This window comes from Spirosoma daeguense, assembly GCF_054776875.1.
On the sequence record NZ_BAAHBF010000004.1, the window covers coordinates 850,370 to 865,360 of the forward strand.

A 14,991-nucleotide genomic window follows, 5' to 3' on the forward strand; every position below is an offset into this window, starting at 1 on the left:
CATTGTCCATAAATTTTGTCTTGTGAGTGTAAAAATTCTTATTTGGTTACCGTACTACTTTTAACTATTCGTTTTCAGTGATGACAGAATCTGGTTTACCATCTGATTTGATAACGGAATACGCACTGGCATTTTTGCCTGTTGATTCTCCCAGGTAAATCTGACCAGATAAAACATATCACTGGGAGTAGGCAATCGATTTTCCTGAGCAAAATGTTCGATCATCAGTAGACGCTCCGGGTTGAAGGGATAAACCGATATAAGCTCAGTAGCAACAGCCTCGATTGATCGACTTTGGTTCTTGATTGGCTCAGGCCAACTGGCTACGATGAGCTGTAACCGAACTTCAATCCGAACCAAACAAGTTCCCATTATGTGTTCGGTCCCTCTAAACAGTAGAATACGTTCCTCCATAAGCAATAGAACAACAAATGAGTTTGAACAAAATAGCCACCTGTTATTAACAAATGGCTATTTAACGTACACTCTGCTCAGAGTGAATTTCCAACTTAAATACATAGAGTGTTGGGGGAACATCGAACGAAAAGCCGATGATTCATTGCGAATTTCGGGCTCCTGCTTAACTAAACCTCATGAAAGCGATTAGAAAAAACTTAGAATTCATTGTATGTCAGCCAGAACGCCACTAAATAGGTATTTCGCGCAAAGCCGATGATCTTTTACACGTGATTATAGCAGGCCTAAGTTTTCTATTCGTTATTTGGTCAGCAAATCTTCCGGATATTCGTCCGACTTATGTAGCCCCACCGATAACGTACGAATCATGATGCTACCCAAAACGAATACGATTCTGTTCACGCTCGTTTACCAACAGCAGGAGGTGCACGTACAGACGTATCCTAATCAGTATCACTCGCTGATGAGCCTTATTTCTGATTATCTCGCTATTCCCGGCTTTGGTATTTGTTGCGGTATGGGAAGTTGTGGAACCTGCGTTGTGGAAATAGATGACATCCGCCACTTATCCTGTGACTTACCGATCAGCGACGAACTAGCTAATACGCAGGTAGTGCTCAAAGAAACGTACTGGTAATATTTCCCGGAAAGTTATTTCGTTTTATGATAATGGCTTGCCCGCTTCCGGTACAGTTTCGCTAGAGCCAGTGGCTTAGCCGGATAAGAGCGTCTCGACGGAATATTATTGATAATGAGCGCTGTAAAAAACAAAATGGCAACGCCCGACATTACAGGTGTCAGCGTATAGGCAAAACCCAGACTTGTAATCTTTTCGGAGCCAATGTTGGCGATCAGGGCCGTTGCGCCAGCAGGCGGATGCATGGTTTTTGTAATCTGCATCACCACAATCGATGAAGAAACAGCCAGCGCTGATGCTAGCCAAAGCTGATCGGGGAATAATTTATGAATGGCTACCCCAATTAATGACGCCAATAGATGGCCCCCAATCAGGTTCCGGGGTTGTGCAAGCGGGCTGTTGGTCGCGCCAAATATTAACACGCAGGATGCACCAAAAGAGCCTATCAGAAAAACGCTATCCTGCCGGGTAAAATCGGCCTGTTGTAATAAGCCAAGCGAAGCAATGGCGATAAACGTGCCCACAAATGTCCAGACATGATCAGCGGGTTCCAGAATAGTTTCTCGATAGAGTACATACTTGGCAATCCGATACTGACGCTTTATTTGATTTCTCATAACCATAGTAAATACACAGCAGTGCAGTTATATGGTTCCTGTCAGTACGCAATTAAAGCTAAGTCAGCATTTTAAACAGGGCAATGACAACAGCACTAATCAGAAGCAGAACGGCGCGCCACCAATTGTAAAAAAGTGAACTGGGAAAACGAGGAACACGAAATTTATCTTTCATAGTCGTATGTGATTAGGTCAATAACTCCTTATGGCTAAACTACAAAAAATAGCAAATCCCTAATGCAGAACGATCAGGTTATTAATGACTTAAGTTGAAAATTATCTTATTGTTTAAAAACTACTTCAGCAGTAGGCTGAGTGATGTAGGTTTCAACAAGTACGCCAACTCCAACGCCCAAGCTATAACACAGCAGATCGCTCCACACGAACGTAAAGCCGAGTATCAATCCGCCCAAAGGCATAGCGCGAATTTCATCAATCCACGGAGCGTGGTACAACTGGCTGATTTCGATGAAAAAAGAGAATGCTAACGTAGCGACCGCAACTACCCAAGTCGGCCATTTTCGAAAGACAAACGCAAAACCGAAAAAAACCATCAAGGCCCATAACACATCGCCTACATACATCCTGACGAATGCACAATCACCGAAGAAACGTCTGGATGCGAAGCCGATTAGTAACGTAGTAACTGTCAGCAAGCCGTACACAAGTCGACCTCTGGTTACCAATGATTTTGGCATTATACTATTGAAATCAACAATTTTCACATAGGGTAGATCTAAAAGAAGGACCAAATTCACGGTCGGCCGCTGCCGTCATTTAAGATCAAAATCAGTCTCACAAACTCAGGCGCATTTTTTGAAAAGATGCTTTGATTTATGAGATAACATTTTGAGATCGTGTGTAGCTAGAAATGAAGTAATTGGTCAACGTTCGGTGATCGTCGCTGAAAATAGGCGTTTCTTGAGCCAGTATACGCCTGGAAGAATGCAAGCAGAAAACACTATACTTGTAAACCGTTAAACAAGAACAAGATCCCTACCGAAATTAGTCAGACCGATTCAACAATGACGCTCATCCAGTGGATAAAGCTCAATAAACAACTCATTTATGCCACTCTGCTAGTGGCAACCTCTGGTTTGGCTTGGTACCTTGGCAACGCCCTGACGGGAAACTATTGGTATCTGGTCTGGCTAGCGCCGACTCCTCTTTTAGCGCTAGCCTACGATCGCTCCCCGAGAACCAGTTTTTGGTTAGCCTTTGCGGCTTGTTTACTGGGGAGGCTGAGTTGGCTGGCTTACCTACAAACCGTCGTTTCACTTATTCCGGCTCTACTGCTGACGCTGGCACTGGCCTATGTGTTTGCCCGTATTCTGGTTTGGTCAATCGCCATCACCTACGCTCTCAATGCGTGGTACACGGTTTTTGCCTACCCCGTCTTAATGACGAGCTTCGAATACTTGGTCGGAACGTTTTCACCCGATGGAACGGCTACCAGCCTGGCCTATACCCAAGCGGATGTGGTACCGGTGATCCAGATTGCGTCGGTAACGGGTAGTCTGGGCATTACCTTTTTGGTCAGCTTCTTTCCCGCCCTGATCGCCCTAGGGTGGTGGGTTTATCTACGAAACCGGCACTGGATTCCCTACTTAGTGAGTAGTGCCGTTATGGTGTACGGTCTGTCGTTTTTCTACAGTTGGCATCGTCTCCACAGTCAGCAGTCTTTAGCGGGCCTCAAGGTAGGGTTGGTGGCCTTGGACGAGAAGAGACATCACAACGCCCAGCAGACTACGGCTCCCCAACTCAGGCGTCTGCTGGATGATTATTCACAGGCTGTCTCGTCAGCAGCCGCCCAAGGCACAGCCATCATTGTCCTGCCCGAAACGGCCATCCAATTAAGTCCAGACACGTATCAACCGGTCGTGGCTTCGCTCAAGCGTATGGCCCACCAGTATGCGGTCTCGCTGGTGGTTGGACTCGCTGATTTTAGTCAACCGCAGGCTCGCAATAGGGCAATGGTCATCAATGAGAAGGGGGAAATGGTTGCCAACTATACCAAGAACCATCTAGTAGGCGGCTTTGAGCGTCATTTCACCCCTGGCAACCAAGTGGGCCTGTTTCGGGTAGCCGGTCAACAAGCGGGTGTTGCCATATGTAAAGATCTTGATTTTGCTGGCACTATTCGCCGGTATGGCAACGAGCGAATTAGTAGTTTATTTGTACCAGCTAATGACTTTGTGGTTGACGCCTGGCTGCACTCCCGCATGGCGTTAATACGGGGCGTTGAAAACGGCTTCGCTGTGGTAAGAACCGCCCGGCAAGGTCGCCTTTTGGTTAGTGATGATTTAGGACAGGTATTAAGTGAAGCCAGTACGTCAGCGGGCAACCAAGCAATTTTGATAGGTACCCTACCCGCTTCTTCACGAGGCAGTTTCTACGCTATGACCGGGAACTGGTTTGGTCTGCTTAATCTGTTGGTAGCCGCTTACCTAGTATGGCGGGCAAGGGTGATCCGCAAATCCGTACTGGCTTTGAGCTGATTAGTAAAGTGGTAGTGGTAAGATAGCAGCTATCTAGTCAAAGTTCTTAATTCTCACAAAATTGCTCCCACTTGAGACATACAAGATTTTCATGTCCGTAAATGGGGCAAAGTTTACAACTCCATAAATGTTACGGACTGATTTTCATCTTTATTCCGTTTATTTCCTTTTGGCCAGACAACCTATCTAAAGAGATGGCTGGAAAAGCGAAGGGGGCGGTTTAAAGCTGCATTCTCGACCTAACCCAGATAGTCAGCCATTTTTACTCAGTGAAATGACCGTCTAAATTCTAAAGGGGAAACGGTTGTTTTTGACTTGAAAACTTTGCTAAATGATTGTGAATGCTCAAAGCCTAGTTCGTGGGCAATTTCACTTACTGAAAGGTTTGTCGTCGATAGTCTTTCTTTCGCTTTATGAATTAATTTTTCGTGAATATGTTGCTGGGTGTTTTGTCCAGTGACGGCTCTAAGCAGACTGCCTAAATAACTAGACGACACATTAAGCTGATCGGCTACATACTGAACCGTAGGCAGACCGTTAGCCGTGAGATCTTCACTATTGAAATAAGTCGTCAACAGGTTTTCTAACCGGGCTAAAAGTCGGTGATTCACTTTCTCTCGTGTAATGAACTGACGATTGTAAAACCGCTCCGAATAGTTGAGTAATGTTTCAACGTGTGAAATAATGATTTGCCTACTAAACTGATCAATATTTGCGTGATATTCTTGTTGAATATGCTCGATAATCCCGTTAATAGTTGCTTCTTCTCTTTCCGAAAGAAATAAGGCTTCGTTCACTGCATAGTCAAAGAAATCATATTGCTTAACTTTGCTTGCAAGCGGTGTATTCCAAAAAAAATCAGGATGAATAAGCAATAACCAACCAGCTTGTAGCGGTGTTTCATGCTCACTCGTGTAAAGGCTGAAGACCTGATTCGGTGCCATAAAGTACATCACACCACTATCAAAATCATACTCCTGCTGTCCGTATTTAATTTTTATATTGGAGCTATGTTTGATACAAATCGAATAGAAGTTAATTACCACCCCTGTTACGCTATGTTCAGGCGGAATGGTTTTCAAATCGACCACGCTTATCAACGGATGTAGAGGTTTGGGGAAACTTCGCAACCGATGATAGTCGCTGATTGCTTTAATTGGCGTGTGTTCCTTCATGCTTGGCTCAAATAGAGGGATGATAAACTTTCAGGAAGTTTTGCCAGTTCAAGTTCGAATACACTTGACGAAATCGTCTCATTGGCGTTTCGTTTTATGAAATGAATAAGATACGAAAAGCGTAATAATGAAATTGCAAATGGTAGTTTTTCTGGGCTTGAAACGTAGAAAGTGATACTGGTTTCCGGGACATACAAGTGCTTTTTAACCAAGTTCTTTTCCCGCAGTTTCACTGTTATTGGCTTGGTGAAACTAATATCCAAATCCCTGTTTTGATGGATGTGTCCAAATTCTTCACCCCGGTATAAAAATGTTATTGCTCCGAAATCGCCACTCCCAATGCTGGCTTCACTCCATTGTAAAATTACATTTTCTATCTCTTGAATGATTTCTCGATTTGCCATCCTGTTTCTAATTAACTAGTTTCCAATTCCCATCCATTCAACCGATAAACAATAAAGTACAGCCTCACAGCTTATCAGTATGATACTTCAGCATCAGTTCTATTTACATACATCTCCCAGAACTTTTCGGCCAGAATTGTTGGAGAATGTGTTTCGCTATCGGGCTGAATGGAATTATTGATGGTCAATGTAGCTGCATAAATATTATCAGGCTTGAGCACTTCATGCAATTGAAAAGCGAGATTTCGTAAGGCTGCTTTATTGATCGATAGAGAACCCACCTGCACATTGGGGTAAAGTGCCAATCCGCCCCCAGTAAGCAACACCGCTCCATTTGTTTGTTTAAGTTGTTGATGTAGTGTTTTTACACAATGAAAAGCGTTTGCAACGGACATTCTGAAATCATCGGTTAATTCTTCGGCTTTTTCATCAATAATGTTTTTAAACTTCATTGCCGCAGCGTTATACAATAGTGCATCCACACTTCCGAGTTTGTCTGCTAATTCAAGGACAGCATTTTCTATCTGCAATGTATTGTAAGCGTCTGCAACGGCATAGTCGGCCTTAATTCCTTTCGTTTTAAATTCCGCCAGTAGAGCCTTTAGGTTTTGTTCATTTCTACTAATTAGTCCGATTGAAAAATTATGTTCGGCAAATTTTTCGGCAATGCCCGAACTTAAGTTTGGTCCTGCCCCTACGATAATGATGTTTTTATTCATTTCTTTCTGTTTTAATTTGATGACACAAAATTGCAGGATTATCAAAAAACAGATGTAGCTAAAATGACTGTTGTTGTAGTCGAAATGAAAGGTGGCGGTAAGTCTAGTTTATTGGAGGGTTTTGGTTTGTCAGTTTTACAGGATACCCCAACTCTCTTATAAAAAGGCTCCCCAGTGAGACGAGGGAATGTCAAATAATTGGGCAATAATTGATATTAACACAGCAAGAGTTAATAACTGATTTATAGTCCAAGCAATAAAAACTATGATGGCAGCAACTAGCCAATTAGGTTGATCCTGATCCCTAGTCTACATTTTCCTATGTAGCTTTATGGAATCGAGAAAGGCACGACATCTAAGATGAATAGTCAGTCGCTTTTCTTAATCAACGTGTATGTTCCAAAACTACTTTAGAAGTACCTTACGTCATGCCAGTAGCCAAAAGGGAGATTCAAACCAACTTCGAACTCCCTTTACTAGTTTTCTAAACTTCCTGCTTCTTTTCCTTCTCTTGCTATCGCCCAGACTAGTTGCCCAGAACCAACCATTGCTAAACGATGGCTGGCTAAAGAATTATGATGAATGCCGAGACTATGGGGAAGTCTATGTGGTCAAAAAGATTACGAGCCAGTGCCACTCCTATCAAACCTTCTTGACCGACAAAAACGGACGTAAATTAACCCCAGCCTACCGCGACATTGGGGACTTTGAAGAAGGGCTGGCCGAGTTTGTCCCCATGCAAACGAGTCGACAAGGGCATGGGCTACACGGATTTATTGATAAACTGGGGAAGGTCATCATCGAGCCTAAATATATCTCTACCGACCGATTCCGGCAGGGCAAAACCTGGGTCATCTACCCCGCCGACTCGCACTACGGGCTTTCCTATATTGATCGGAGGGGAAAAGAGCTCTATAAGATCCCCATCCAGCACTATGCAAACGACTACCTGATCAAAGACGCCACGATCGATCATACCTGTAACCATGACACAAAGGAAGATGTACTGTGGTGGAAAGGAACTGACTTCTTTATTCTTAATTTCAATTTTACCCCCTTTGTCACCGAGGAGATCCAGCGATCCAAACACGTTACTGCTTTTAAATACCAGGGTAAATTTGGCATCATCGACCCTGGCTTAGTGCTGAAAGTGCCCGTGGCCCTCGATGCTGTTGATGTCGACTACACCTATTCAGGTCAAGGTATGCAACGGGTGCAATATGGGAATAAGTATGGGTACGTTAGTCCAGCGACGGGTGAACTGATTGTTCCCTTCAACTATACCGACACCCGCAAGCCAACCAACGGCCTGTTTTGGGTCAAAAAGGGAGGCAAATGGGGCTGTATTGACAAAACCGGCCAGCAGCGCATCCCTCATTTGTACGATGAAGCGACCGGCTTTACCGCCGAAGATCGATCAGCGGTGGCCATCAATGGCAAATTCGGCCACATTGACAAGTCGGGCAAGGTGCGTACGCCATTGACCTATGATTTTGCTTCGTATTATCAGCATGGACTCTCGGTGGTTCGCCTGAAGGACAAATATGGCTTTATTGATACGACCAACCGGTTGATCATCCCGCTTATTTACGACGAAGCGTTCCCGTTTGACCGTGTCACGACGGTCGTTGAGCGCAACTGGCTTCGGTATGAACTTTCTCTGGATGGAACCAAGCAGTTTCTGGGCTTCTCCTACAAATTGAAAGCGCTGTTTATCATAGCTGGTCTGCTTATTTTTATCTGGCTCAGCAGCTTGGTAAACGAGTTAGCTAGCCAGTTTAGGGCAAAATTGTCAAGACATTAGCCATTCGCTAGTCAGTATGGTGAAGATGTCAATGGGACAGCCCGCCTGTCGCTCATTTTTCGCTACAGTTGTTAAGGGTCGGCCACGGCCGACCGTGAATTTGGTCTTTTTTTATCTACCCCACACACGTAACGTAGCACCTGAATTAGTTGGCGGTTTTATCCGGGACACGCTGTAAATCGAGATCCTGAAAATCGAAACTAAAGTCCGTCAGGAACGAAATCGGTTTCATTTTCAGTGAAGTTGGTTTCATCGTTTCGTCGGTCTGGAACGTAACGTAAGCATCGGCATCGAGGCTCCGGTTCAGCCATTTCACGATAAACGTATTGTTTTTGTAGAAGAACATCTCCCCCGTTAGCTTGGGCGAACGTAGCGACTGAAACCAGAGTTTACCGTTTTTCGAGTGAATCGATACGTCGCCAAACCATTTGTCGTGATACGTGCCAATGTAAGGTGTAAAATCGGTTTTCGACGTACCGCTTTTCTGTTCTTTCTCGATGCTATCCCAAATATTTTTCGAGATTTTATCAGCTTCTTCCTGCCCTTTTTTCACCCGGTCGCCAAGCGTTTTTACCCAATCGGATGGCGGTATTCCCAGATAGCTGTCTTTGATGGTGTTTGAAATCGCTACGAAAGCAGCGCCCATTTGCTGATTCGTGAAAACGATAATGCCCAGTTGAAGTTCGGGAAGCAACATTACCTGCGTTACCATACCGGCCAGTCCGCCCGTATGCGTCACCTGCTTGTAGCCTTTCACATCGCTAAGATCCCAACCCAGCCCATAGGCCGAAAAATGCGTGTTATACGGTGGAACGGGAGTTGGATTTACCGGCTTAATCGTTTGTGGTGCCCACATATCGTTGTGAACGTTCTCGCTAAATAATCGCTGGCTCAGATTCGGACCGTATTTCCCACGATTTAGTTGCGTAATCACCCACTTGCTCATATCGGCCACGCTGGAATTTATCCCGCCCGCTGAATTGCCAAACCGGAACATATCACGGCTGACTACCTGCACTTTACCATTTACCGGAGCATGAGCATCAATGACATTCACTTTGTCGGTCAACCGGCTATAGGTGCCGGCGCTACGTGTCATCTGAAGCGGTTTCATGATACGCTCCTCTACAAACGCTTCCCAGCTTTTTCCGCTGATCCGTTCAATAACTTCGCCCGCCACCATGTAAAGCAGATTATCATAATCATACTTCGTCCGAAAGCCCGAAACGGGTTTCAGGTAACGCAGATTATGGATGATGTCTTTCATGGTGAAATTGCTGGAATCGGGCCAGAACATCAGATCACCAGCACCGAGACCAAGGCCGCTCCGGTGCGTGAGCAAATCGCGAATCGTGAACTCCTCGGTAACGTAGCCATTGTACATCCGAAACTCCGGAATATAATCGATCACTTTGTCGTCCCATTTCAGCTTTCCTTCATCAATCAATATACCCAGCAAAGCCGCCGTAAACGCCTTACTATTCGACGCAATGCCGAACAACGTATTTTCATCGACTTTCTCTTTGGTTCTCAACGACCGCACGCCATAGCCTTTTGAATGAATCACTTTGCCATCTTTTACCACAGCCACAGCAATACCCGGCACATCGAACGTAGTGAGCGTACGTTGCACCAGCTCGTCAATCTGCACCGATGAAATGGGTTGGGCAAGGGATTGATTCAGCCAGACGAAACAGCTAAAGAGAATAGCAGAAATAAGGCGTAGGTATCTAGTTTTCATAATGGAGGAAGGATATTTGACAAAGTACGCAAAAAAACAGAACCGCACCGGGGACACCGATACGGTTCTGTTTTACAACTGCCGGGTTGTCTCAGACAGCATCTTGCTGTCTGAGACAACTTCATCACTCAGTTCACTTAGCGTTTATCCCACCAAACTTTGCTGAGATACGTATCGCCACTGGCAAAACGGGCAACGGCAGCGTCATAATTCGGTTTATTCAACAACGCTTCCTGCGTAGAATAAACCGCCCGACGAGGAATCTGTCCATTTGTCGAACCCGCGTTCGGGCCGGGAGCCAGTTTTGGATAACCCATCCGGCGCCATTCGATAAAGGCTTCGTAAGACCGACCAAACAGTTGAATCCATTTCTGCGTACCGATTTTTTCGAGTTTCTGCTCTTTCGTCAGACCCGTAAACGACAATTCGCCATACGTAGCAGGAATGGTTGTTATGTTGTACGGAGCCATGGCCATTGCTGCTTTCACTCCATCCTGATAGAATTTTTCGGCCTGATCGGTAGTTGCGCCCCAACCTTCGAGCGCAGCTTCGGCCTTATAAAAGCTAACATCGGCAAACGTAAACTGAGCACACGGAATAGCAGGCGTGTAGGCTTTATTGAAATACGTCGTCTGCGAAGCCGTCGAATAATCGTCTTTGATAATGGTTTTCAGCAGAGCATCCGTCAATGCAACACCAATACCTTTATAGGCTGGCTTTCCAGCTTTTACCGAGCTAACAGTTGGTTGTACCAGACCCGGCAAACGTGGATCATTTGTCGTAACCAATTGGTTCACAAACGTATCGGCGAGGTATTTTAAATCAGGACTACCCGCCAGCCAGTGATTCAGCACTGGATGTACGTTGGCATTGGTCGCATCATTGTACGTCGGAATGTTGGCGTTATCGGCGTTCGACTCCAACAAAGGCTGCCCCATGGCTTCGGTAACAGTCTTCTGCGCCAGCGTCGGGTCGGCGTAGCGAATCCGCATTCCCAGCCGAAGCTTGAGCGAATTGCCGTATTTTTTCCATTTCGCTACGTCGCCTTTGTAGTAAAAATCAGCATTTCCGTAACTGGCATCACCAGCGGTGAGTTGCGCAATAGCCGCATCAAGCGTCGGAATCAGTGATTTATAGATCGACTCCTGCGTATCGAAGGCGGGCTGGTTGTTCACATTGTCGGTACCCAGCGCCGTTTTCGAGTACGGTACGTCGCCAAACAGATCGGTGAGTCGCTGCCAGAGCGCAATTTCTACAATACGCGCAATAGCCAGTTTGGTACGTCCCTGCGGGCTGCTTTCCTGTCCTTTCAGCAACTGATTCCGAATCTGGGTGATGTTCCGTAAATAGACGAATTGATTGGCCCAAAGATCGTTATCGGCCTGCTGAATATAGCGCGAACTCGATATCAGTACACCACCCGCCCACTGCTGAATCCAGGAACCAAACTGGTTGTTCGGATACTCGAAACCTTCCGAAAAAGCCGCATCGCGCTGCACTTTCGACAAAATCAGACCGGGGTCAATCGTGGTAACAGACGTGGGGGGCGTGTTTATTTTTTCAAAATCGTCTGTACATGCCTGCGCCATAAATAAGGCGAGTGCGATGCAAAGGGGTTTTATTATTTTTTTCATTTGACGAATCAAGGATATGAATTGATAATGGATAATGAAAAATGTATAATGAACAGTACACAAACAAATGATAACTAGCACACTATCAGTCCATTATTATAATTTTTTATCATTACACATTATTCATTCTTCATTAATTAAAGTTCGCAGTTAAGGCTGAATCCAACATAACGTAGCAACGGCAGGGCCGTCGATTCGAGGCCCAACGACGAGTTGTTGACGTTGAATGCCGACGCTTCGGGTGCAAAACCATCGGTTTTACGCTGGAAATAGAACAGATTCCGACCATAAACCCCCGCCCGAATACCCCGGAACGGAGTCTTGCTCACCAGTTTCGACGGCAGGCTGTAGTTGAGCGTTATTTCCCGCAGGATGATATAGCTGGCATCGTTGAGCATTTCTTCGGCCACTACGTTGTCTTTGTCCGGTGCAATAACGTTCCAGTAATCCTGCGCCCGAACCTGCTTTGTGTTCGCCTGACCGGTACCAGTCCACGTACCATCGGCCCCTTTCGTACCCACTACGCCCTGTGCTACGTAACTGCCATCGCGACCGGGCAAGGTTTTCTTGATAGTACCATAAACCAGTTCTTCCCGCAAACTCTGCGAGTATACATTTCCGCCCTGACTAATATCGACCAGCCCCGACAACGTGATGCCTTTATACCGGAATACGTTGTTGAATCCGCCAATCCAGCGAGGTAGCGCGTTACCCATTTCATACAGGATTTTGGCGTTTGTTTTCACCGGAAGGCCTGTGGCAGGGTCGATGATTCGGTTACCAGCGCCATCACGTAACCACTGAAATCCGTTACCCAAAATAGTACCGAATGGTTTGCCGGGCGTAGCAATTACCTGCACACCCCGGTCACTGCCGAGAATGTAGGTTGGTACACCTTCGGCCAACGAAACAACTTCGTTGCGGTTATGCGAGTAATTTAACGTAGCATCCCAGGAGAAACCCGACATGGTTTTTACCGCCGTTCCGCTCAACGACAATTCGATGCCGTGATTCCGAATTTCGCCCGCATTGATCAGTCGCGACGTGAATGTGCTCGATGGAGGCAACGGTACGTTTAGAATCTGATTTTTGGTACCGGCATTGTAGTACGCAAACGTCAGTGCAATACGATTTTTCAATAAACGCGCTTCCAACCCAAACTCATTCGACGTAGTAAGCTCGTTTTTCAGATTCGGGTCGGGAATGGTCGACGCGAACGACGCTAGTGGAATCCCCCCCTGTGTGTACTGGTCGAGCGAATAGTTCCCGTTCAACTGGTACGGACTACCCGAACTACCAGCCTGCGCCCACGACGCTCGAACTTTCAGAAAACTCAACACCGGACTTTGCAGCCGTAACGCATCGGTCAGAACCAGACTCCCACTAACGGCTGGATAGAAGAACGAGTTATTTTTCGGAGAAAGCGTTGACGACCAGTCATTTCTAGCCGAAAAGTCAATAAACGCCATGTCTTTATAACCAACCGAACCGGAGCCATATACCGAGTTAATGGACGACTCGGTCAGGCCAAACACATACGAATTGGTGAGCGTGTTGTTGATGGCATACAGGTTCGGAGCGATAAATTCATTACCCGTATTCCCCACCGTCCGCGAAAAATAACGCTGGTGGTTAGCGCCCAAATTGAGTGAAAACGAAATATCATCCGAAATTTTCGGTGTCAGCGAAAGTAATACGTCGCTGTTGTCTTCGCGCGTCCGGGTCACTTCTTCGTTAATATCGCCGTTTTTGTTGGTCGTTACGTAGGTTCCTTTTTCCCGATACCGGAAACGTTGGTCGGTATAAAAATCGGTTCCGGTACGTGCCGTCAACCGAATCCAGTCGTTGAACTGATAACTCAACCGAATCAGCCCAATTACCCGCCGACGATCATCGACGTTACGTGTGTGATCTCTGGTCCAGTATGGGTTGGCGGTTGACGAGTTAGTAGCGTAGGTTTTTTCCAGACCTACAAAGCCAGTGGTGCCATATCCCAATTGTTTCGCTACGTCCTCTGCCGTCCATGCCGAGTTTGCCAGAATATCCATCGGAATGCTACGTGGCTGACTGATAAAGATATACGCCGGATTATCGGCCGCATCCGAAACCGTTGGGCGGTTCACACCCGCCTGCGCAATGTAGTTGACTTTAATATCGGCCTCTAGTTTCGAGGTTACTTTCGCCATTGTCCGCAAGCTGATGTTGTTACGTGTCAGCGTATTGGTCGGTACGTAGCCATCCACTTTCGTGTTCGAGTAAGCCAGCCGGTAATTAACCGATTCGTTTCCGCCTTCCAGACTCAGGTTGTTAACCATCTGTTTTTCGGTATTGAAAAACTTCTGGAACGTATTGGGTTGTGGTGTCAGACTCAGTACGTTGCCCCACTGATCTTCATATTGCTGACCATCCATACGAGGGCCCCAGCTTGCACGAGTGAAGCGATCACGGCCACCGCTCATCTTCGGCATTCCCTGAACGCCAGCCGCCTGTGCAGCCGCCCAAGTGTAAATCCGACCGTCATTTCCCCGAAAGTTAGTGAACGTACCGTCGAGTCCCTGTGCATATTCATCCTGAAAATCAGGCAATACCAACGCATCGCCCATCGAGTAGTCGATACCGTATTTCACGCCGATACCTTTTCTATTCTTCCCCGACTTTGTCGTAATCAGCACCACGCCGTTGCTTCCCCGCTGACCATACAGAGCCGCAGCGTTTGGCCCTTTCAGCACCGACATCGTTTCAATATCTTCGGGATTGATGTTCGAAATACCATCGCCATAATCAATACCACCGCTGCTACCGGGCGATTTTGGGTTCTGGTTATCCATCGGCACACCGTCGATGACGTAGAGAGGCTGGCTATTACCAACCAGCGAGTTAGACCCGCGAATAATCACCCGCGACGAGCCGCCTGCCCCATTGGCCGACCGGGTTACCTGTACACCCGCTACTTTTCCGGCCAAGGCCGTTGCCAGATTGGTTTCTTTGGCGGTCGCTAAATCTTGCCCATTAATTTCCTGAACCGAATAACCTAATGAACGCTTGTCACGTTTGATGCCGAGTGCCGTTACAACAACTTCGCTCAACACCGCATTATCTTCGGCCAACGTAACCGTAATTTCGGTGCTATTGCCTACCGCAAGTTCCTGCCTTACAAAACCGACACCCGAAAATATTAGCGTAGCATTTGGCTCTGCACTTACCGAAAACTTACCTGCTACGTCTGTAACCGTTCCCCGTGTAGTTCCTTTTACAACTACGTTTACACCCACCAAAGGTTCCTTTTTTGCGTCCTGAACCGTACCATGAATTACCCCTTGCGCCCAGAGGAAATGTGAAAACAAA

General features: G+C 46.4%; 12 protein-coding genes. 3 read left to right on the forward strand and 9 right to left on the reverse strand.

Annotated features, from left to right (window positions below; genetic code table 11):
- Window positions 1-60: 60 nt before the first annotated feature.
- Window positions 61-372, reverse strand: coding sequence for a hypothetical protein (locus ACYVD4_RS16220; RefSeq protein ID WP_460947469.1), 312 nt, complete (start codon window positions 370-372; stop codon window positions 61-63).
- Between the two features lie 412 nt (window positions 373-784).
- Between ACYVD4_RS16220 and ACYVD4_RS16225 the strand changes: the two genes are divergently transcribed.
- On the forward strand, window positions 785-1,054 hold the full coding sequence (locus tag ACYVD4_RS16225) for a hypothetical protein (protein WP_460947471.1): 270 nt from the start codon (window positions 785-787) through the stop codon (window positions 1,052-1,054).
- 14 nt (window positions 1,055-1,068) lie between these two features.
- On the opposite strand, the gene ACYVD4_RS16230 is transcribed toward ACYVD4_RS16225, so the two are convergent.
- Window positions 1,069-1,671 (reverse strand): HPP family protein, encoded by a 603-nt coding sequence (locus ACYVD4_RS16230; RefSeq protein WP_460947473.1) that lies wholly within the window; start codon window positions 1,669-1,671, stop codon window positions 1,069-1,071.
- 281 nt (window positions 1,672-1,952) lie between these two features.
- Window positions 1,953-2,369: a ribosomal maturation YjgA family protein gene (locus tag ACYVD4_RS16235; RefSeq protein WP_460947475.1), complete on the reverse strand. Its 417-nt coding sequence runs from the start codon at window positions 2,367-2,369 to the stop codon at window positions 1,953-1,955.
- 327 nt (window positions 2,370-2,696) lie between these two features.
- Here ACYVD4_RS16235 and ACYVD4_RS16240 point away from each other — a divergent pair, with 327 nt between their 5' ends.
- Complete coding sequence (locus tag ACYVD4_RS16240) at window positions 2,697-4,169, forward strand: nitrilase-related carbon-nitrogen hydrolase (protein WP_460947477.1); 1,473 nt, start codon at window positions 2,697-2,699, stop codon at window positions 4,167-4,169.
- A 266-nt stretch (window positions 4,170-4,435) separates the two neighbouring features.
- Here the strand turns inward: ACYVD4_RS16240 and ACYVD4_RS16245 are convergent, their stop codons facing one another.
- The 3 genes from ACYVD4_RS16245 to ACYVD4_RS16255 form a co-directional block, all read right to left on the reverse strand.
- On the reverse strand, window positions 4,436-5,344 hold the full coding sequence (locus tag ACYVD4_RS16245; RefSeq protein WP_460947479.1) for a helix-turn-helix domain-containing protein: 909 nt from the start codon (window positions 5,342-5,344) through the stop codon (window positions 4,436-4,438).
- The gene (locus ACYVD4_RS16250) at window positions 5,341-5,748 is read right to left on the reverse strand and encodes a luciferase domain-containing protein (RefSeq protein WP_460947481.1); all 408 of its coding nucleotides are present in this window, start codon (window positions 5,746-5,748) and stop codon (window positions 5,341-5,343) included. The genes ACYVD4_RS16245 and ACYVD4_RS16250 overlap by 4 nt, the downstream gene beginning before the upstream one ends.
- 74 nt (window positions 5,749-5,822) lie before the next feature.
- A complete protein-coding gene (locus ACYVD4_RS16255) occupies window positions 5,823-6,467 on the reverse strand; it encodes an SDR family NAD(P)-dependent oxidoreductase (RefSeq protein WP_460947483.1) in 645 nt (214 codons plus the stop codon).
- Window positions 6,468-6,861: 394 nt separating this feature from the next.
- On the opposite strand from ACYVD4_RS16255, the gene ACYVD4_RS16260 reads away from it, so the two are divergent.
- Window positions 6,862-8,271: a WG repeat-containing protein gene (locus ACYVD4_RS16260; RefSeq protein WP_460947485.1), complete on the forward strand. Its 1,410-nt coding sequence runs from the start codon at window positions 6,862-6,864 to the stop codon at window positions 8,269-8,271.
- A gap of 145 nt (window positions 8,272-8,416) precedes the next feature.
- Here the strand turns inward: ACYVD4_RS16260 and ACYVD4_RS16265 are convergent, their stop codons facing one another.
- The 3 genes from ACYVD4_RS16265 to ACYVD4_RS16275 form a co-directional block, all read right to left on the reverse strand.
- Window positions 8,417-10,012, reverse strand: a complete 1,596-nt coding sequence (locus tag ACYVD4_RS16265) for a serine hydrolase (RefSeq protein ID WP_460947487.1) — start codon at window positions 10,010-10,012, stop codon at window positions 8,417-8,419.
- Between the two features lie 137 nt (window positions 10,013-10,149).
- Window positions 10,150-11,646: a SusD/RagB family nutrient-binding outer membrane lipoprotein gene (locus ACYVD4_RS16270; protein ID WP_460947488.1), complete on the reverse strand. Its 1,497-nt coding sequence runs from the start codon at window positions 11,644-11,646 to the stop codon at window positions 10,150-10,152.
- 137 nt (window positions 11,647-11,783) lie between these two features.
- Window positions 11,784-14,990, reverse strand: a complete 3,207-nt coding sequence (locus ACYVD4_RS16275) for a SusC/RagA family TonB-linked outer membrane protein (protein ID WP_460947490.1) — start codon at window positions 14,988-14,990, stop codon at window positions 11,784-11,786.
- Window position 14,991 lies beyond the last annotated feature (1 nt).

Coding starts and splice junctions, on each gene's coding strand:
- ACYVD4_RS16220 (WP_460947469.1), bottom strand. CDS start 372: ATGGGAACTTGTTTGGTTCGGATTGAAGTTCGGTTACAGCTCATCGTA.
- ACYVD4_RS16225 (WP_460947471.1), top strand. CDS start 785: ATGATGCTACCCAAAACGAATACGATTCTGTTCACGCTCGTTTACCAA.
- ACYVD4_RS16230 (WP_460947473.1), bottom strand. CDS start 1,671: ATGAGAAATCAAATAAAGCGTCAGTATCGGATTGCCAAGTATGTACTC.
- ACYVD4_RS16235 (WP_460947475.1), bottom strand. CDS start 2,369: ATGCCAAAATCATTGGTAACCAGAGGTCGACTTGTGTACGGCTTGCTG.
- ACYVD4_RS16240 (WP_460947477.1), top strand. CDS start 2,697: ATGACGCTCATCCAGTGGATAAAGCTCAATAAACAACTCATTTATGCC.
- ACYVD4_RS16245 (WP_460947479.1), bottom strand. CDS start 5,344: ATGAAGGAACACACGCCAATTAAAGCAATCAGCGACTATCATCGGTTG.
- ACYVD4_RS16250 (WP_460947481.1), bottom strand. CDS start 5,748: ATGGCAAATCGAGAAATCATTCAAGAGATAGAAAATGTAATTTTACAA.
- ACYVD4_RS16255 (WP_460947483.1), bottom strand. CDS start 6,467: ATGAATAAAAACATCATTATCGTAGGGGCAGGACCAAACTTAAGTTCG.
- ACYVD4_RS16260 (WP_460947485.1), top strand. CDS start 6,862: ATGTTCCAAAACTACTTTAGAAGTACCTTACGTCATGCCAGTAGCCAA.
- ACYVD4_RS16265 (WP_460947487.1), bottom strand. CDS start 10,012: ATGAAAACTAGATACCTACGCCTTATTTCTGCTATTCTCTTTAGCTGT.
- ACYVD4_RS16270 (WP_460947488.1), bottom strand. CDS start 11,646: ATGAAAAAAATAATAAAACCCCTTTGCATCGCACTCGCCTTATTTATG.